General features: G+C 69.2%; 15 protein-coding genes. 8 read left to right on the forward strand and 7 right to left on the reverse strand.

Annotation, left to right across the window (positions count from 1 at the left end; all coding sequences use genetic code 11):
• Window positions 1–85: 85 nt before the first annotated feature.
• The 8 genes from IWH25_RS14485 (at window position 86) to IWH25_RS14520 (ending at window position 9,135) form a co-directional block, all read left to right on the forward strand.
• A complete protein-coding gene (locus IWH25_RS14485) occupies window positions 86–478 on the forward strand; it encodes an SDR family NAD(P)-dependent oxidoreductase (RefSeq protein WP_203386478.1) in 393 nt (130 codons plus the stop codon).
• A 33-nt stretch (window positions 479–511) separates the two neighbouring features.
• The gene (gene phbB / locus IWH25_RS14490) at window positions 512–1,255 is read left to right on the forward strand and encodes an acetoacetyl-CoA reductase (protein WP_203386131.1); all 744 of its coding nucleotides are present in this window, start codon (window positions 512–514) and stop codon (window positions 1,253–1,255) included.
• 78 nt (window positions 1,256–1,333) lie between these two features.
• Window positions 1,334–2,791 carry a sigma-54 interaction domain-containing protein gene (locus tag IWH25_RS14495; RefSeq protein WP_238998913.1) on the forward strand — a complete coding sequence of 486 codons (1,458 nt, stop codon included), beginning with the start codon at window positions 1,334–1,336 and terminating at the stop codon, window positions 2,789–2,791.
• A gap of 238 nt (window positions 2,792–3,029) precedes the next feature.
• Window positions 3,030–4,187, forward strand: coding sequence for an ABC transporter substrate-binding protein (locus IWH25_RS14500; RefSeq protein ID WP_203386479.1), 1,158 nt, complete (start codon window positions 3,030–3,032; stop codon window positions 4,185–4,187).
• A 127-nt stretch (window positions 4,188–4,314) separates the two neighbouring features.
• The gene (locus IWH25_RS14505; protein WP_203386480.1) at window positions 4,315–6,315 is read left to right on the forward strand and encodes an acyl CoA:acetate/3-ketoacid CoA transferase; all 2,001 of its coding nucleotides are present in this window, start codon (window positions 4,315–4,317) and stop codon (window positions 6,313–6,315) included.
• A 194-nt stretch (window positions 6,316–6,509) separates the two neighbouring features.
• On the forward strand, window positions 6,510–6,773 hold the full coding sequence (locus IWH25_RS14510; RefSeq protein WP_203386481.1) for a cupin domain-containing protein: 264 nt from the start codon (window positions 6,510–6,512) through the stop codon (window positions 6,771–6,773).
• Window positions 6,774–6,801: 28 nt separating this feature from the next.
• Window positions 6,802–7,200: a VOC family protein gene (locus IWH25_RS14515; protein WP_203386482.1), complete on the forward strand. Its 399-nt coding sequence runs from the start codon at window positions 6,802–6,804 to the stop codon at window positions 7,198–7,200.
• A gap of 222 nt (window positions 7,201–7,422) precedes the next feature.
• Entirely contained in the window at window positions 7,423–9,135 is a 1,713-nt protein-coding gene (locus IWH25_RS14520) for a methyl-accepting chemotaxis protein (RefSeq protein ID WP_203386483.1), read from the forward strand.
• Window positions 9,136–9,193: 58 nt separating this feature from the next.
• Here IWH25_RS14520 and IWH25_RS14525 read toward each other — a convergent pair whose 3' ends face one another.
• The 7 genes from IWH25_RS14525 to IWH25_RS14555 form a co-directional block, all read right to left on the reverse strand.
• Window positions 9,194–10,858: a diguanylate cyclase domain-containing protein gene (locus IWH25_RS14525; RefSeq protein ID WP_203386484.1), complete on the reverse strand. Its 1,665-nt coding sequence runs from the start codon at window positions 10,856–10,858 to the stop codon at window positions 9,194–9,196.
• A gap of 220 nt (window positions 10,859–11,078) precedes the next feature.
• The gene (moaE, locus tag IWH25_RS14530) at window positions 11,079–11,531 is read right to left on the reverse strand and encodes a molybdopterin synthase catalytic subunit MoaE (protein WP_203386485.1); all 453 of its coding nucleotides are present in this window, start codon (window positions 11,529–11,531) and stop codon (window positions 11,079–11,081) included.
• Between the two features lie 2 nt (window positions 11,532–11,533).
• Window positions 11,534–11,785, reverse strand: a complete 252-nt coding sequence (moaD, locus tag IWH25_RS14535; RefSeq protein WP_203386486.1) for a molybdopterin converting factor subunit 1 — start codon at window positions 11,783–11,785, stop codon at window positions 11,534–11,536.
• Between the two features lie 12 nt (window positions 11,786–11,797).
• On the reverse strand, window positions 11,798–13,003 hold the full coding sequence (locus tag IWH25_RS14540) for a molybdopterin molybdotransferase MoeA (protein ID WP_203386487.1): 1,206 nt from the start codon (window positions 13,001–13,003) through the stop codon (window positions 11,798–11,800).
• The gene (gene mobB / locus IWH25_RS14545; RefSeq protein ID WP_203389266.1) at window positions 12,990–13,517 is read right to left on the reverse strand and encodes a molybdopterin-guanine dinucleotide biosynthesis protein B; all 528 of its coding nucleotides are present in this window, start codon (window positions 13,515–13,517) and stop codon (window positions 12,990–12,992) included. The genes IWH25_RS14540 and mobB overlap by 14 nt, the downstream gene beginning before the upstream one ends.
• An 11-nt stretch (window positions 13,518–13,528) precedes the next feature.
• Window positions 13,529–14,833, reverse strand: a complete 1,305-nt coding sequence (locus IWH25_RS14550; protein WP_203386488.1) for an ATP-grasp domain-containing protein — start codon at window positions 14,831–14,833, stop codon at window positions 13,529–13,531.
• Between the two features lie 10 nt (window positions 14,834–14,843).
• The gene (locus tag IWH25_RS14555; RefSeq protein WP_203386489.1) at window positions 14,844–16,835 is read right to left on the reverse strand and encodes a DNA repair helicase YoaA; all 1,992 of its coding nucleotides are present in this window, start codon (window positions 16,833–16,835) and stop codon (window positions 14,844–14,846) included.
• Window positions 16,836–16,911 lie beyond the last annotated feature (76 nt).

Here is a 16,911-nt window from a genome sequence, read left to right on the forward strand (position 1 = left end):
ATCAATGTGTTTTCTGACTGGCACAGCGGTTGCTGAAAGGAGCGGACAACAACGCAACCCGACGCCCCACCCCAGGAGAAAACACATGTCCGCACAAAAAGTCGCTTTCGTCGCCGGTGCCATGGGTGGCATGGGCGCCGCCATCTGCCAGTCGCTCGCCCGCGACGGCCTGCGCGTGATCGCCGGCTGCCCGTCGCATTACCGCTTCAAGGACGAATGGCTGGCGATGCAGCGCGCGCTCGGCTTCGAGTTCCTCTCCGAGGAATACGAGAACGCCGACGGCAGCCGGCTCGACGCGCTGCTCGACCGCATCGAGCGCGAGGTCGGCCCGCTCGAGGTGCTGGTCAACAACGCCGAGATGACCCATTTCCGCAACCCCGCGACGCTCGCCCGGCGCGCGCGCGTGGTCAGCATCGAGCCGGTCGAGGGCGCCTACCGCACGCGCGTGTGGCTGCCCGGCGAAGACCGCCGCCACTGATTTTCAACCACAGCAACAAAGGGAGCAGCAGCAATGACGCAAAGAATCGCACTCGTCACCGGCGCCATGGGCGGCATTGGGACCGCCGTCTGTCAGGAGCTGGCGAAGGCCGGGCACAAGGTGGTCGCGGCCTACCACCCGCAGTTCGACAACAAGGACGAATGGCTGAAGGAACAGGAAGCCGCGGGCTTCAAGGACTTCGTCTGCGTCGCCGGCGACGTGTCGTCGCTGGAGGACTGCCAGAAGCTGGTCGCCGAGGCCGAGGCCAAGGTTGGCCAGATCGACATTCTGGTGAACAACGCCGGCATCACGCGCGACAAGTTCTTCGCCAAGATGGAGAAGGAGCAGTGGGACGCGGTGATATCGACCAACCTGACGAGCCTGTTCAACATGACCAAGCAGGTGTCGGCGAAGATGGCCGAGCGCGGCTGGGGCCGGATCATCAACATCTCGTCGGTGAACGGCGTCAAGGGCCAGGCCGGGCAGTCGAACTACTCGGCGGCGAAGGCCGGCGTGATCGGCTTCACCAAGGCGCTGGCGGCGGAACTCGCGGCCAAGAACGTCACCGTGAACGCGATCGCCCCGGGCTACATCGCGACCAAGATGGTGATGGCGATCCGCGAGGACATCCTCAAGGGCATCGTCGACTCGGTGCCGATGAAGCGCCTGGGCAAGCCGGAGGAGATGGGCGCAGCCGTCGTCTACCTCGCCTCCGAGAACGCCGGCTTCATGACCGGCGCCACGCTCAACATCAACGGCGGACTCTACTACCAGTAAGCCGCGCCGTCCCGTCCCGCATCCCGCGATGCGGGACGTCTCAATTTATAGACGCCGGGCGTAAGATAGGAGGCATCCGTGTCCGCCGACGCCGCCGCCATTCTCCAGATGCCTGAAATCACGCAACAACTCGACTACGCACAGCTGCGCGCCCGGGCGATGGAATCGCTGTTCGAGGCTTTCGACAGCCTGTGCGAAGGCACCGTCGTCGTCGACCGCAACGCGCGCATCGTCTGGATCAACGAGCGCTACGCCGCCCGCTTCGGCGTCGCCGACGCCAAGGCGGCGATCGGCAAGGAGATCGAGGAGATCATCCCGACCTCGCTGATGCGCGAGGTGGTGCGTACCGGCCGGCCGCTGCTGCTCGACATCCTCGACGTGAACGGCGAGTCCTTCGTCGTCACCCGCATCCCGATCAAGGACGGCAACGGCGACACCATCGGCGCTATCGGCTTCGCGCTGTACGACAAGCTGCAGCCGCTGCAGCCCTTCTACGCCCGCCTGCACCGCCTCCAGCACCAGCTGGCGCAGACCCAGCAGCACCTCGCCGCCGAGCGCCGCGCCAAGTACACCTTCACCAACTACATCGGCAACAGCCCGGCGGCGACGCAGGTCAAGCAGCAGGCGCGGCGCGCCGCGCGGCTGGACACGACGGTGCTGCTGCTCGGCGAGACCGGCACCGGCAAGGAGCTGCTGGCGCATGCGATCCACGCCGCATCGACGCGCGCCGACCGCCCCTTCGTCGGCTTCAACGTCGCCGCGATCCCCGAAAACCTGCTCGAGGCCGAATGCTTCGGCGCCGCCCCCGGCGCCTACACCGGCGCCGAGAAGAAGGCGCGCATCGGCAAGTTCGAGTTGGCCAACGGCGGCACGCTATTCCTCGACGAGATCGGCGACATGCCGCTGGCGCTGCAGGCCAAGCTGCTGCGCGTGCTGCAGGAGCACGAAGTGGAGCCGCTCGGCAGCAACAAGGTGGTGAAGATCGACGTGCGCGTGATCGCCGCCACCTCGCGCGACTTGAAGGCCGACGTCGCCGCCGGCCGCTTCCGTGCCGACCTCTACTACCGGCTGAACGTGCTCACCATCCACCTGCCGGCGCTGCGCGAGCGCACCGAGGACTTCGGCCCGCTGTGCGACCACATCCTCGAACAGATCGCCGCGCGCACGCGGCTGACGCTGCGCGAGCTCGACCCGGCGGCGCTGGCGCTGCTCAAGCGCTGCCGCTGGGAAGGCAACATCCGCGAACTGCGCAACGTGCTCGAACAGGCGTGCATGCTCGCCGACGGCCCGCGCCTGACCGAGGCCGACATCCGCGGCATCGTCATCCCGTCGGAGGCGGCGCCGCCCGCCGAAACCGTCGATGCGGCGGCGATCACTTCCTACGACGAGGCGCTGGCGGCCTTCGAGCGCAACCTGATCACGCAGACGCTGCGCCTGACCGACGGCAAGGTTACCGAAGCCGCGCGCCGCCTCGGCCTCGGCCGGGCGACGCTGTACAAGAAGATCGCCGCGCTCGGCATCGCGTCCCGCGACTGAGCGATGTGCCCTGCACATTGCGAAGAAGTGCCCTCGGGTACGACTGAGACCTGTCTCGTGACGGCGACGGGCCGCCGGCGGATTCCGCGCTGACCGTCTCCGGCGCGGGACGCGGGCGCCGCCCCCGCCGCCATTTCCATTGCCGTTCAACGACTTGCACGTCTGGCACCGATCCTGCTGAAGGCGATGCGAAAGCGGAGACACGCTTCGTCCATCGACCATGCCAAAGGAGCCCGAAATGAATCCCTCCCGTCTTGCCGGCCGCGCGCGCGGCCTCCGCCGCCTCGCCGCGGTCGCCCTGCTCGCCGGCCACGCGCTCGCCGCCTCGGCCGCCGACATCGTCGTCGGCCAGGTCGCGCCGCTGACCGGCGTGCTCGCCAGCACCGGCCGCGATATGGTGCTCGGCGCGAAGATCTGGTTCGACCATGTGAACGCCGGCGGCGGCGTGAACGGCAGCAAGATCCGCCACATCGTCGCCGACGACGGCTACCAGGTCGCCGAGACGGTGCGCCTGACCAAGGAACTGATCGACAAGGAGAACGCCGTCGCGCTGATCGGCTTCGCCGGCACCGCCAACGTCGGCGAGCTGCAGAAGCGCGGCGTGCTGGAAGCCGGCAGGATCGCGCTGGTCGCGCCCTACACCGGCGGCGAGGTGCTGCGCGCGGCGAGCAACCGCCACATCTTCCACATCCGCGCCGGCTACGCCGACGAGGCCGAGCACATGGTCGACCACCTGGTCACGCTGGGGGTGAAGAAGATCGCGGTCTTCTACCAGAACGACGGCTTCGGCGAGGCCGGCAAGAAGGGCGTCGAGGCGGCGCTCGCCAAGCGCGAGCTGAAGCTCGCCGCCGCCGCCGGCTACGAGCGCAACACCGACGACGTCGCGGCCGCGGTCGCCACGCTGCGCCAAGCCGACGTCGGCGCCATCATCATGATCTCGGTGAACCGCCCGACCGCCGCCTTCGCCAGGAGCTACCGCGCAGCCGGCGGCAGCGCGCAGCTGTTCAACATCTCGGTGGTCGACGCCGGCCAGCTGGTCAAGCTGGCGCCGCTGCAGGCGACGCACGGGCTGGGCATCAGCCAGGTGATGCCCTTCCCCTATTCCGACTCGCTGCCGGTGACGCGCGAGTTCAAGAAGCTCTTCGCCCGCTACGCGCCGGCCGACGCCGCGATCTCCTACACCAACTTCGAGGAGTTCATCGGCGCCAAGGTGCTGGTCGAGGCGATCCGCCGCGCCGGCGCCAACCCGACGCCGGAGAAGGTCGTGCGTGCGCTGGAGACGCTCGGCAGCCACGACGTCGGCGGCTTCAGCGTCAGCTTCTCGCCGGACAACCGGATCGGCTCGCGCTTCGTCGAAGTGACGGTGATCGGCCGCAACGGCAACCTGCTCCGTTGACTTTTCACAGTACGGAAAGCAGGCAAAATCGCCGCGGCGCGCTAAGCTGGCGGAATAAGGCGCGGCATCGCCCGCCGCGCGCCGCCGCGACGGCGCCACGACAGACAAGACCGAGAGGAGACCACAGATGCCCGAGGCAACCCACCCGCTGCTCGTCAACCCGCAGCAGGCGCTGGAGAAGCGCAGCAAGGTCGTCAGCGCCGCCGAGGCGGTGCGCCTGATCCGCGACGGCGACACGGTGGCCACCGGCGGCTTCGTCGGCATCGGCTTCGCCGAGAACATCGCGGTCGCGCTGGAGAAGCGCTTCCTCGGCGAGGACCCGCAGGCCGAGGCAGGCACGCCGCGCGACCTGACGCTGTTCTACGCCGCCGGCCAGGGCGACGGCAAGGAGCGCGGGCTCAACCACTTCGGCCACGCGGGGCTGGTCCGGCGCGTCGTCGGCGGCCACTGGGGGCTGGTGCCGAAGCTGCAGAAGCTCGCCGTCGACAACAAGATTGAGGGCTACAACCTGCCGCAGGGGGTCATTACCCACCTCTTCCGCGACATCGCCGGCGGCAAACCGGCGCAGATCTCGCGCGTCGGGCTCGGCACCTTCGTCGACCCGCGCCACGGCGGCGGCAAGATCAACGAGTGCACGACGGAGGACCTCGTCTCGCTGATCCAGGTCGGCGGCGAGGACTACCTGATGTACAAGACCTTCCCGGTCCACGTCGGCATCATCCGCGGCACCACCGCCGACCCCGACGGCAACGTGACCATGGAGAAGGAGGCGCTGACGCTGGAGGCACTGGCAATCGCGATGGCCGCGCACAACTCGGGCGGCATCGTCATCGTGCAAGTGGAGCGCGTCGCCGAGCGCGGCTCGCTCAATCCGCGCCAGGTGAAGATCCCCGGCATCCTGGTCGACTGCGTGGTGGTCGCCGAGAAGCCCGAGTACCACATGCAGACATTCGCCGAAGCCTACAGCCCGGCCTTCTCCGGCGAGATCCGCATCCCCATGTCGTCGATCCCGCCGATGGCGATGGACGAGCGCAAGATCATCGCCCGCCGCGCCGCCTTCGAGCTGGCGCCGAACAGCATCGTCAACCTCGGCATCGGCATGCCCGAGGGCGTCGCCAGCGTCGCCGCCGAGGAGAAGGTGATCGACCTGCTGACGCTCACCGCCGAGCCCGGCGTCGTCGGCGGCGTGCCCGCCTCCGGCCTCAACTTCGGCGCCGCGGTAAACACCGACGCGATCATCGACCAGCCCTACCAGTTCGACTTCTACGACGGCGGCGGGCTGGACGCCACCTTCCTCGGGCTGGCCCAGGCCGACGCCGAGGGCAACCTCAACGTCTCCAAGTTCGGGCCGCGGCTGGCCGGCGCCGGCGGCTTCATCAACATCAGCCAGAACGCGAAGAAGGTCGTCTTCGTCGGCACCTTCACCGCCGGCGACCTCGAAGTGGCGATCGCCGACGGCCAGCTGCGGATCGTCCGCGAGGGCAAGGCGAAGAAGTTCGTCAGCGAAGTCGAGCACCGTACCTTCAGCGGCGCCTACGCGACGAAGCGCGGGCAAACCGTGCTCTACGTCACCGAGCGCTGCGTCTTCCGGCTGGCGGCCGACGGCATGGAGCTGATCGAGATCGCGCCGGGAATCGACCTCGAGCGCGACGTGCTGGCGCAGATGGAATTCCGCCCGCAGATCAGCCCGCACCTGCGCCTGATGGACGCGCGCATCTTCGCCGACGGCGCGATGGGCCTGCGTGCCGAGATGCAGACGCTGCCGATCGAGAAGCGGCTGACCTACGACGCCGAGCACAACCTGTTCTTTGCGAACTTCGAGAGCCACAGCATCCGCAGCCGCGACGACATCGAGGCCATCCGCCGGCAGATCGAGCAGAAGCTCGGTCCGCTCGGGCACAAGGTCGACGCGATCATCAACTACGACAACTTCAGCATCGCCCCCGAGCTGCTCGATCCCTACATCGAGATGGTGCGCGACGTCGTCACCCGCTTCTACACGCGCGTCACCCGCTACACCACCAGCGCCTTCACCCGCGCGCAGATCGGCGACGCGCTGCAGAAGCGCGAGCTGGCGCCGCACATCTTCGACAACCAGCGCGACGCGCTGGCCAAGCTGAAGGACTGAAACGCCGAATCGCGGACAGGCGCCCATCAGGGCGCCGTTTCGTTCCTGTGCCTCGGAACGCGATCTCTGCTGTTCCCATCGCTGATCAGCGGCCCGGCGATCGTCTATCATCAGGCGAGGCCCCGATCGGCCTGAAGAGGATGGCGGCGATGTCGGGAACGCGTTGCCGGCGCCGGTTAACCGAGGAGAGGGCAATGCAGCAGCAGGAATTCCTCGATCGCCTGCGGGCGGACGGCTTCGCCGAAGTCACGACCGTCGAGCGCGGGCCCGGCGGCCTCGACCTGCATACGCACCCGTTCGAGGCCCGGGCGCTGATCCTCGACGGCGAAATCGCGCTGACCGTCGACGGGCACACGACCGCGTACCGCGCCGGCGACATCTTCCACCTCGCCGCCGGCGTCGCGCACAGCGAGCGCTACGGGCCGCAAGGGGTCCGCTACCTGGTCGGCCGCCGCTAGGCGCACCGGGCCGCCGCGAGCACACGTCATGGAACCCCGCCTCAGCCTGATCACCCTCGGCGTCGCCGACCTCGCGCGGGCAACCCGCTTCTACGAGGAATGCCTCGGCCTGCCGCGGCTCGCGACGCCGCCGTCGGTCACCTTCTTCGAACTGGGCAAGACCTGGCTCGCGTTGTGGCCGCGCGAATGCCTGGCGGCAGATGCCGGACTGCCGGCCGAGGGGTCCGGCTTTCGCGGCTTTTCGCTGGCGCACAACGTGCGCTCGCCGGCCGAGGTGGATGCCCTGCTCGCGCGCGTCGCCGCCTATGGCGCGCAGGTGGTGAAGCCGGGCCAGCCCACCGACTGGGGCGGCTACGCCGGCTACTTCACCGACCCCGACGGCTTCCTGTGGGAAGTCGCTCACAACCCGGATTTTCCGCACGTCTGACGCTGTCCGCACAGGCCGCGAGTAGCTGCGCTCCTGGCGGCCTACCGCCGGCGAACTCGCGGGCCGGCGGCAGTTTCGGCGAAGCGCGCCGCGGCCGGCAACGGCGGCGAAACCCGCTCAGAAGCTGATACTATGACTAAACAATAATTTGCTAATTATTACTTTAGGCATAGAATGAAAGCCTGTAACAATATTCGAACGTCCTAAAAAAGGAAGCCCCCCATGAACACGTCAGGACGCATGACGCTGCGCACCAAGCTGATGGCGCTGGCAGCGGCGACGGTGGCCGCGCTGGCCCTGCTCTTCGCCGTCTCCCTCAACAACGACAAGGAGCAGCTGCTGCGCGACCGCAAGGAAAAGCTGCGCAACCTGGTCGAGGTGGCGCACGCGACGGCTGCGCTCTACGAGAAGCAGGCGAAGGACGGCAAGCTCTCCGCCGACGACGCACGGACCGCGGCACTCGCTGCGCTGCGCGCGATGCGCTACGACCAGGTCGAGTACTTCTGGGTGAACGACCTCGGCAAGCCGGCGCCGAAGATGATCATGCACCCGACGGTGCCGGCGCTCGAGGGCAAGGTGCTCGACGCCGAGCGCTTCAACAAGGCGACCTCGATGCAGCTCGGTGTCGACGGCAAGACCACGACGCTCTCCGGCAGGAACCTGTTCATGGCCTTCATCGACGTCGTCGACGGCGCCGGCCACGGCTACGTCGGCTACCTGTGGCCGAAGCCCAAGGCCGGCGGCGGCACCACCGAGGAGCTCTACCCGAAGCTGTCCTACGTGAAGAAGTTCGAGCCCTGGGGCTGGGTGATCGGCAGCGGCATCTACATCGACGACGTCGACGCGCTGTTCCGCAAGCAGGCGATCGAGTTCCTCGCCTGGGGCGTCGGCATCGGCGGCTTCATCGCGCTGGCGCTGTTCCTCGTCGGCCGCAACCTCGTGCACATGCTCGGCGGCGAGCCCGCCTACGCGGCCGAGATCACCCGCCGCATCGCCGCCGGCGACCTGACCACCGACGTGCACTGCGCGGCCGGCGACGAGGACAGCCTGCTCGCCGGCATGAAGGAGATGCAGGAGACGCTGCGCAAGATGATCCGCGAGATCGTCGGCGGCGCCGAGAAGCTCGCCTCGGCCTCGGAGCAGCTGCTGCATGCCTCCGAGGAGGTGGCGCTGCGCTCACGCCAGCAGAGCGAGTCGGCGTCGGCGATGGCGGCTGCGGTCGAGGAGATGACGGTGAGCATCGACCAGGTCTCGCACAACGCCGGCGAGGCGCATGGCATCTCGCAGGAAGCAGGCAAGAGCTCCGAGCAGGGGACGACGATCATCCAGAACGCCGCGCTCGAGATGCGCAAGATCGCCGATGCGGTGCAGTCCTCGTCGAAGACGATCGAGGAGCTCGGCCAGCAGACCGAGCAGATCACCTCGATCGTGAATACGATCCGCGAGATCGCCGACCAGACCAACCTGCTGGCGCTGAACGCGGCGATCGAGGCGGCTCGCGCCGGCGAGCAGGGCCGCGGCTTCGCGGTCGTCGCCGACGAGGTGAGGAAGCTCGCCGAGCGCACCGCGCTGTCCACCGCCGAGATCGGCGGCATGGTCGACAAGATCCAGAACGGCACGCGCAACGCGGTAGCCAGCATGCAGTCCGGTGTCGCCCAGGCGGACAAGGGCGTCGCGCTGGCGAACACCGCCGGCGAGTCGATCGTCAGCATCCGCGACGGCGCGCTGCGCGTGGTCGAGGTGGTGAACGACATCTCCTCGTCGATCCGCGAGCAGAGCGCGGCATCGAGCGACATCGCCAAGAACATCGAGCAGATCGCGCAGATGTCGGAGGAAAGCGTGCAGGCGGTGCAGAACACCACCGCCGCGGCGCGTCACCTGCAGGAGCTGTCGATCGCGCTGCACGCCGCGGTCAGCCGCTTCAAGGCCGGCTGAGCGACGGCGGCCCCGGCAGGAACGGTGCGGCGAACCCGCACCGTTTTTTTTCGCCGGCTCAGCCGGCGAGCTCGTGGTAGAAGCGGAAGAAGCCGCGCCCGCCCTGCTTGACCTGGTACATCGCGGCGTCGGCGTGCTTCATCAGCTCGTGGATGTCGACGCCGTCGTCGGGGAAGATGGCGACGCCGACGCTGGCCTCGGCCGACACCGTCGTCCCCTCGATCTCGTAGGGCGGCGCCAGCGCCTCGACGATCTTTTCGGCGACGCGCGCGAGATCGGCGTCGCTGCCGGCATCGGGAATCAGCACGACGAACTCGTCGCCGCCCAGCCGCGCCACCGTATCGGCGGCGCGCACCGCCGAGCGCATGCGCACCGCGGCGGCCTTCAGCAGTTCGTCGCCGGCGCCGTGGCCGAGCGTGTCGTTGACCTGCTTGAAGTGGTCGAGGTCGAGGTAGAGCAGCCCGACCTTGCCGCCCTGGCGCAGCGCGCGGCCGGTGGCCTGCTCGAGCCGGTCGAGCAGCAGGCAGCGGTTGGGCAGGCCGGTCAGCGTGTCGTAGTGCGCCAGGCGGTCGAGGCGCTCCTCGATCGTCTTGCGCTCGGAGATGTCGTAGAAGATGCCGGAGTAGCTGGTCGGCTCGCCGGCGGCGTTGCGGATGACGCTGATCGACAGGTACTTCGGATAGAAGCTGCCGTCCTTGCGCCGGTCCCAGATGTCGCCGTACCAGTGGCCGCTCTCCAGCAACGTCGTCCACATCTGCCGGTAGAAATCGGCATCGTGCCGCCCGGACTGCAGGATGCGCGGATTCCGGCCGACCGCCTCCTCCCGCGTGTAGCCGGTAAGCGACGTAAAGGCGTCGTTGACGGCGAGGATGCTGCCGTCGAGGCCGGTGACGACGATCGCGTGGTTGCTGGCGTCGAAGATGCGCGCGGAGAGCGAGAGTTTTTCCTCGGCCCGGTGCAGCTCGGTGACGTCATCGCCGATCAGCACCGTGTTGCGGGTGCGGCCGGAGAAGTCGCGCAGCGTCATCGCGTGCCAGGAAATCCGGCGCGCCTCGCCGTCGCGGGCGAGCAGCTCGCTCTCGAACTCGGCCGGAAACTGCGCGCTCTGCACGCCGCCCGGGTAAAGCTCGGCGAGCAGCCGGCGGTCGCCCGCTGACAGGTGGCGCTCGAACAGGTGGCAATCCATCAGTTCGGCACCGGGGCATTGCAGCAGCCGGCACAGGCCGCCGTTGGAAAACTGCACGCGGCCGCGCAGGTCGAGCACGACGCCGATCAGCCGCGTCTGCCGCAACAGCGAGATCATGTGCTGGGCGGCGCGCTCGGCCTCGGCCTCGCCCTCCTGGTAGGCGGTGACGTCGAAGCAGAGGCCGGCGTAGCCGCCGTCCGGACGCGGCATTCCCTGGCTGACGAACCAGCGGTAGATGCCGTCCTCGCGCCGGGAGCGGAACAGCAGGCGGACCTCGCGCCGCGCGCGCCGCGCCTCGTCGAGGCCGCGGGCGAGGCGCTCACGGTCGTCGGCATGGACGTGCTCGAGCCAGCCGTCGCCCAGTTCGCGTACCGCCTCGCGGCCGGTAAACAGGCTCCACGACGGACTGACGAATTCGCAGCGCCCGTCACCGTCGAGCATGAAGAGGAGTACGTGGTCCGGATAGGCGAGAAAGTGGAATTCCTGGTCGAGCGCTGTCATATCCGGCTGACAGGGCGACGCGCCGATGTTTTTCATGTCCCTTCCTCCCGCCGCGCCGAGCGCGGCCGAAAAGCCCCCTGGCCATGCCGTGCGCCGGTTCCGCGGAGGAACAAGGATCTCGGTCCGAGCCCGCCGTGGGCGGGCCGCGCCGGCCGTTGCGCCCATCGTGCGCCGAGGCCGGGCCGGAGTCAAACGGAGGCATGCGGGAGAAGGCCGGCGGCAGCCGGCGAAGGCGACGCGGGCGCCGGGAGGGGCGCTACTTTTCCCAGCGCGCCGCGGCGTCGTCGTCGGTCTCGCGCGCGTCGACCCAGCGCGCGCCGGCGGGAGTGACCTCGCGCTTCCAGAACGGCGCGCGGGTCTTCAGGTAGTCCATGATGAATTCGCAGGCGGCGAAGGCCTCGCCGCGATGCGCGCTGCTGACCGCGACGAAGACGATGCGGTCGCAGGGCAGCAGGCGGCCGACGCGGTGGATCACGCGCACCGCGTAGATGTCCCAGCGCGCCTTCGCCTCGGCGACGATCGCCTCAAGCGCCTTCTCGGTCATGCCGGGATAATGCTCGAGCGCCATCTCGGAGACACCGGCGCCGTCGTTCACGTCGCGCACCAGCCCGACGAAGCTCGCCACCGCACCGGCACGCGGATCGCCCGCGGTCAGCGCGGCAATCTCGGCGCCGACGTCGAAATCGGCTTCCTGGACGCTGACGCTCATCGTCAGCCCCCGGTCACCGGCGGGAAGAAGGCGACCTCGTCGCCATCCTTCACCGGCGTATGACTGCGCGCCATTTCCTGGTTCACCGCGCTCTTCAGGTTCCTCACTGCGGCGAGGCTCTCCCATTCGCCGCCGCGCGCGGCGAGCGCGGCGAGCAGGCCGCCGACGTCGGCGACGCCTGCCGGCAGTTCGAGCGATTCGCCGGAGGTGCCCAGCTTCTCGCGCAGGCTGGCGAAGTAGAGGATCTTGACCATCTCAGTTCAGTCTCAGTTGAGCAGTTCCGAAAACGGGATGAAGCGCACCAGGTCGCCGCGCGCCACCGCCTGACCCGGCGGGTTGTCGACCAGGCCGTCGGCCTGCACGCAGGACGACAGCACGCCCGAGCCCTGGCTGGCGAACAGCTCGACGCCGCCCTGCTCGTTGGTCAGCGCGCGCAGGAACTCGCGGCGCGCATCCGGCCGTTGCCAGTCGTAGTCGGCGCGCAGCAGGTAGGACTTCGGCCGCACCCGGTCGACGCCGGAGAGGCGCAGCACGAAGGGGCGCACCAGCGTGACGAAGGTGACGAAGGCGGAGACCGGGTTGCCCGGCAGGCCGATGAACGCGCACTCCTTGCCGCCGGCATTGACGGCGCCGAAGGCCAGCGGCTTGCCCGGCTTGATGCCGATCTTCCACATGTCGAGGCGCCCCTCGGCTTCCACCGCCGGCTTGATGTGGTCCTCCTCGCCGACCGAGACGCCGCCCGAGGTGATGATCAGGTCGTTGTCGGCCGCCGCCGCGCGCAGCGCCGCACGCGTCGCATCGAGCCGGTCCGGCACCAGGCCGAGGTCGCGCACCTCGCAGCCGAGGCGTTCGAGCAGCGCCACCAGCGCGAAGCGGTTGGAGTTGTAGATCGCCCCCGGCGGCAGCGGCTCGCCGGGCATGCGCAGCTCGTCGCCGGTGAAGAAGACGGCGACGCGCACGCGGCGCAGCACCGGCAGCGTGGCGAGGCCGACCGACGCGGCGAAGGCCGTGTCCTGCGGCCGCAGCCGTGCGCCGGCGGCGAGAATCTGCGCGCCGGGGGCGACGTCCTCGCCGGCGCGGCGGATGTGCTCGCCGAGCTTCGGCAGGTGGTTGATGACGACGCTTTCGCCGGCATGTTCGCAGCGCTCCTGCATCACCACCGCATCGGCGCCGGCGGGGATCGGCGCGCCGGTGAAGATGCGCGCGGCGGTGCCCGGCTGCAACGTCGTGCCGACGGTGCCGGCCGGGATGCGCTGCGACACCGGCAGCGTCGTGCCGGGCGCCGTCACGTCGGCGGCGCGCACGGCGTAGCCGTCCATCGCCGAGTTGTCGAGCGGCGGCACCGACAGCGTCGAATACTGCGCTTCCGCGAGCACGCGGCCGGCGGCGGCGAGCGTCGGCATGGCCTTGGTTTCGGTGACCGGCCGGCAGCCGGCAAGCAGTTTTTCCAGCGCTTCGTCAAACGAGAGCATCGGTCTGTCCTGTCAGTTCAAGCGTGTTGATCACGAAATCGGCGATGGCGTCGATGTCGTTCAGGTCGAGCACGGGCAGATGCGCCGGCAGATGCGCCTTGTCCCGCGCATCGGTCGCCACCGCGACGACGTTCGGGTTCTCCGGCCACAGCGGCGGCTTGCCGTTGGCCGGGCGGTGCACCTCCAGCTTCGGCACCGGCTCGTTCTTGAAGCCCTCGACCAGCACCAGGTCGCAGGGCGAGAAATGCGCAAGGTAATCGGCCAGCGTCGGCTCGGTTTCGTCGCGCAGTTCGTGCAGCAGCGCCCAGCGCTGCGCGCCGGTGAGCATCACCTCGCTCGCCCCGGCCTCGCGGTGGCGCCAGGAATCCTTGCCCGGCCGGTCGATGTCGAAGCCGTGGTGCGCGTGCTTGATCACGGAAACCCTGAGGCCGCGCGCGGTCAGCCGCGGGATCAGCCGTTCGAGGAGGGTCGTCTTGCCCGAGCCGGAATAGCCGGCCACCCCAAATACCTTCATCGCGAAAACTTTCATGACGCCATTTTACCCGCTGCCGCTTCCGGCACCTCGAACACCGGCGCGAAGCCGCCGCCGGGAGTGCGGAAGTTGGTGGTCTGCCCCTGGTAGAGGCGGGCGACGACGAGCTGCACCTGGCCGGCGTAGGCGTAGTTGCGCAGGTCGAGCTTGAACTGCTGCGGTTCGCCGGCGACGTTCAGGCGCCGCTCGGAGGGCGGCACCAGCGCCTGCGCGATGTAGTCGCCCTGCAGGATCTCCTCGAACACGCGCTTGGTCAGCTTGTCGCCGCGGTACGCGGCCTTGCTGCCGTAGCCGGCGGCCGGCTTGAAGAACCAGCGCTTGCGCCCGGCCCATAATTCCTCGGCGTCTTCCGCGCGCACCGTGCGCGTCATCGGCACCATGTCGGCGATCAGCCGCCGCGCCTCCGCCGGCACGCCGAGGTCGGCGAGCCAGCCGGAATCGCACAGCGCGACGAGGTTGCGCTTGTCGGCGTAGAGCGCATGCGCGCGCGGGTGCGGCGTGATCACCGCGCCGTCATGGTCCCAGGCGGCGCGCAGCGCGGCGTTCGCCGGATCGTCGAGCGCGAAGTCGGTGAGACGGTTGTAGACGAGATCGACCGGCTGTCCGGCGTGCAGCAGCCGTGCGCCGTCCCACGTGAATTCGGACGGGTCGGCGACCACCGCGGCGATGCCGGCGCGCTCGAACAGCCGGCGGAACAGCTCGAATTCCGGCGCCAGGTACTGCTCGCCCGGTGTTTCGTCGACGATCGCGATGCGCGCGAGCGGAAGGTCGCCGCGCACGCGCCGCCATTCGTCGCGGAACATCGCGACGAACAGTCCCTCGACATCGACCGGGGACGGCGGCATCAGCGCCGCGACGGCGTCGCAGCAGGCGCGCTGCGCCGCCGCCAGCCGCGCGTTCAGGAGGCCGCCGCCGGCGTTGGTGTTGATCTCGATCAGCTTCGGTCCTTCGTCGCCGACGTGGAAATCGTAGCCGAGGAAGGCGCCGGCCGCTGCCGTGGCATGCCGGGCCGAGGCCGGCGCCCAGCCGAGCACGCGTTCCTGCCAGCCGGGCAGCGCGACGATCGCATCGAACGCGGCGACCAGCTCGGCCATGTGCGCGAGATGCCGGCGGCCGACGAAGACGATCGAGTCGGAGAAGAGGTGCGGCCGCGTCGCGAAGATCTCGCGGTAGAGGCCGTCGGCGCCGAGCGCCGCCTCCAGCGCGGCATGGTCGAGCGTGACGCAGGTGCAGTCGCGGTTGAGCACTTCGGCGGCGGACTGACAGTCGTCGGGCAGCGGCGTCATCAGTTCGTTCATATCCGTTCGTTCATGCCAGGGCTCCGGCCGCGAAGAAGTCGACCACCTCGGCCAGCTCGCGCGTCCGCTTCATCGGCGGCAGGCTGCGCCAGACGCGCTTGCCGTAGGGCTTGGTGATCAGGCGCGGGTCGCAGATCATCAGCACGCCGCGGTCGCTCTCGTCGCGGATCAGCCGGCCGGCGCCCTGCTTGACGTTGATCACGGCGCGCGGCAACTGGTATTCCATGAAGGCGTTGCGGCCCTCGCGGTTCATCCTTTCGATGCGCGCCGACAGCACCGGGTCGTCGGGCGGCGCGAACGGCAGCTTGTCGATGACCACCAGCGACAGCGCCTCGCCGCGCACGTCGACGCCCTCCCAGAAGCTCTGGCTGCCGACCAGGATGGCGTTGCCGAGCCGCCGGAAGCGCTCCAGCAGCTCGTTCTTGCTGCCCTCGCCCTGCAAGAGCAGCGGGTAGTCCAGCCCCTCGCGCTCGAGGAAATCCTGCAGCAGTTCGTGCATGCGGCGCATCGCCCTGAGCGAAGTGCACAGGAAGAAGGCGCGGCCGCCGCTCGCCTGCACCACCGGGAACGCGGCCTTCGCCACGGCCTCGATGAAGCCCGGGCTGTTCGGCTCGGGCAGGCCCTGCGGCGCGTAGAGCACGGCCTGGCTGCCGTAGTCGAAGGGGCTCTCCCAGCACGCCGACTCGGCGTCGACCAGCCCCATCTCGGCGCAGTAGTGGCCGAAGTCCTTCTGCACCGCGAGCGTCGCCGAGGTGAAGATCCAGGCGCGCGGGTGGCCGCTCATCTGCTTGCGGAAAATCTCGCCGATCGCGAGCGGCGTCGCGTTCAACTGCAGCGAGTAGGTCGTCGCCTCGCCCCAGCGCACGCTGCCGGGGCCATCGTTTTCCAGTTCGGCCGCGCCGTCGTTCGCCCCGCCCGCCTTCTTCGCGTCGTCGCCGGCGCGCCAGCGGCGGAAGCCGGCGAGCAGTTCGAGGCTGCGCTGCCAGCAGCTCTCCAGCCCTTCCGAACGCTCCGCCTGCGTTTCCAGGATCGCCGCGAAATGCTCCAGCGTGTTGACCAGGCCGACGAGGTAGTTGTCGAAGCCGGCGCGCGCCTCGAGCTGCGCCAGCGTATAGCGCGCCGGCTCGACGCCGAGCGTCAGGCGCAGGTCCTTGGCCGCCTTCTCCAGCGTCGCGCAGGCCGGCGGCAGGTCGAGGCAGTCGCGGGCCGAGGCCAGCGCCTCGATCTTGGTGTCGCGCGCGAGGTCGGTGACCTGCGCCGTCGACACGCTGTCGCCGAAGAACAGGCTGGCGGTTTCCGGCAGCTGGTGCGCCTCGTCGAAGATCACCGCGTTGCACGCCGGCAGCAGTTCGGCCATGCCCTCGTCCTTCAATATCACGTCGGCGAAGAACAGGTGGTGGTTGACGACGACGACGTCGGCCTCCAGCGCCTGCCGGCGCGCGGCGAGCACGAAGCAGTCCTTGTGGCTCGGGCAGTCCTGGCCGAGGCAGTTCTCGCGCGTCGAGGTGACCATGGACCACACCGGCGAGCTCTCCGGCACGTCGTTGCATTCACCCTTGTCGCCGCTCTGCGTGGTCTTCGCGAAGCGGGCGATGGCGCGCGCGTGGCCGGCGTCCTCCTTCGCCAGGAAGCGGCCGTCGGACAGCGCGCGGTCGAGGTGGTAATGGCAGACGTAGTTGGCGCGCCCCTTCAGCAGCGCGATCTTCACCGGCGCCTTCAGCGCATCGCGCACGGTCGGCAGGTCGCGGTTGAAGAGCTGGTCCTGCAGCGTCTTGGTGCCGGTGGAGACGATCACCTTGCCGCCGGAGAGCAGCGCCGGCACGAGGTAGGCGTAGGTCTTGCCGGTGCCGGTGCCGGCCTCGGCGACCAGCACGCGGTTGTCGGCGAGCGCCGCGGCGACGCGCTCGGCCATCTCCAGCTGCTGCGTGCGCGTGCGGTAGCCGGGAATGCTCTGCGCCAGCGGACCGGCGAGCGAAAAGACTTCGGAGAGCGACGGGGACATGCGGGGTTTCGGGATGGGGAGCTCGGTGCGCGAAGGCGAATGCTACCAGAAGCCCGACGGCGATCGCCCGCCGGGC

The sequence above is a fragment of the Azospira restricta genome, from assembly GCF_016858125.1.
Classification (GTDB): domain Bacteria; phylum Pseudomonadota; class Gammaproteobacteria; order Burkholderiales; family Rhodocyclaceae; genus Proximibacter; species Proximibacter restrictus.

Coding starts and splice junctions, on each gene's coding strand:
- IWH25_RS14485 (WP_203386478.1), top strand. CDS start 86: ATGTCCGCACAAAAAGTCGCTTTCGTCGCCGGTGCCATGGGTGGCATG.
- phbB (WP_203386131.1), top strand. CDS start 512: ATGACGCAAAGAATCGCACTCGTCACCGGCGCCATGGGCGGCATTGGG.
- IWH25_RS14500 (WP_203386479.1), top strand. CDS start 3,030: ATGAATCCCTCCCGTCTTGCCGGCCGCGCGCGCGGCCTCCGCCGCCTC.
- IWH25_RS14505 (WP_203386480.1), top strand. CDS start 4,315: ATGCCCGAGGCAACCCACCCGCTGCTCGTCAACCCGCAGCAGGCGCTG.
- IWH25_RS14510 (WP_203386481.1), top strand. CDS start 6,510: ATGCAGCAGCAGGAATTCCTCGATCGCCTGCGGGCGGACGGCTTCGCC.
- IWH25_RS14515 (WP_203386482.1), top strand. CDS start 6,802: ATGGAACCCCGCCTCAGCCTGATCACCCTCGGCGTCGCCGACCTCGCG.
- IWH25_RS14520 (WP_203386483.1), top strand. CDS start 7,423: ATGAACACGTCAGGACGCATGACGCTGCGCACCAAGCTGATGGCGCTG.
- IWH25_RS14525 (WP_203386484.1), bottom strand. CDS start 10,858: ATGAAAAACATCGGCGCGTCGCCCTGTCAGCCGGATATGACAGCGCTC.
- moaE (WP_203386485.1), bottom strand. CDS start 11,531: ATGAGCGTCAGCGTCCAGGAAGCCGATTTCGACGTCGGCGCCGAGATT.
- moaD (WP_203386486.1), bottom strand. CDS start 11,785: ATGGTCAAGATCCTCTACTTCGCCAGCCTGCGCGAGAAGCTGGGCACC.
- IWH25_RS14540 (WP_203386487.1), bottom strand. CDS start 13,003: ATGCTCTCGTTTGACGAAGCGCTGGAAAAACTGCTTGCCGGCTGCCGG.
- mobB (WP_203389266.1), bottom strand. CDS start 13,517: ATGAAGGTATTTGGGGTGGCCGGCTATTCCGGCTCGGGCAAGACGACC.
- IWH25_RS14550 (WP_203386488.1), bottom strand. CDS start 14,833: ATGAACGAACTGATGACGCCGCTGCCCGACGACTGTCAGTCCGCCGCC.
- IWH25_RS14555 (WP_203386489.1), bottom strand. CDS start 16,835: ATGTCCCCGTCGCTCTCCGAAGTCTTTTCGCTCGCCGGTCCGCTGGCG.